Source organism: Streptomyces sparsus (assembly GCF_054776295.1).
Genome location: NZ_BAAHCA010001623.1, coordinates 1 through 627, shown reverse-complemented (window position 1 = coordinate 627; position 627 = coordinate 1). Strand labels below are relative to the sequence as shown.

The 627-nt window shown below is 74.2% G+C and carries 1 protein-coding gene; it reads right to left on the bottom strand.

Features of this window, described 5'->3' with window-relative positions; genetic code table 11:
* Positions 1-358: FHA domain-containing protein (locus ACYVE9_RS29975; protein WP_461031003.1), on the bottom strand; the 358-nt coding region annotated here is incomplete at its 3' end.
* Positions 359-627 lie beyond the last annotated feature (269 nt).

Genomic DNA, 627 nt, shown 5'->3' with positions numbered 1-627 from the left:
GCCCGCCCGGCTGCGCCTGCTGCGGCGCGGCGGCGGACATCTGCGGCGCCGCGTCACCGGCGGAGAGCGTCAGCCGCGGGCCGTCGGTGGCGTTGCCGAGGTTGACGACGGTGCCGGGCGCGAGGTCCAGCTGCTGGACCCGCCGGCCCTGCACGTACGTGCCGTTGGTGCTGCCGTGGTCCTCCAGGAGCCAGCCCTGCCCGCCCCACCGCACCGTCGCGTGCCGCCACGAGACCCGTGCGTCCTCCAGTACGAGGTCACCCTGCGGATCACGCCCGAGGGTGTAGGACCGGGACGGGTCGAGCGTCCAGGTCTGTCCGTTCAATTCCAGTGCGTGTTCCGACACTCCATGCCCCACAAAGTTGTCCCCCGAGCTGCCCCCCGGCTGAGGGGTCTAGGGATGGTGAACATCGTGGGGGAACTATTCCAGGCTCGCGGCCCCGATCGGAAGCCGGGCCGGGGATCGGAACCTGCCGGGACCGGCGAATCACCGGATACCGCCCCGCACCCTCGTCGTCGCCGACACCCCGGACACCATCGAGGCCCGCACGCCGCCGAGCCTCCGGTCGAGCGGCACCGGCGGACGCCGGGCGGCGTCGGCGGAGCGGGGCGGCGGGTGCCGGGCGG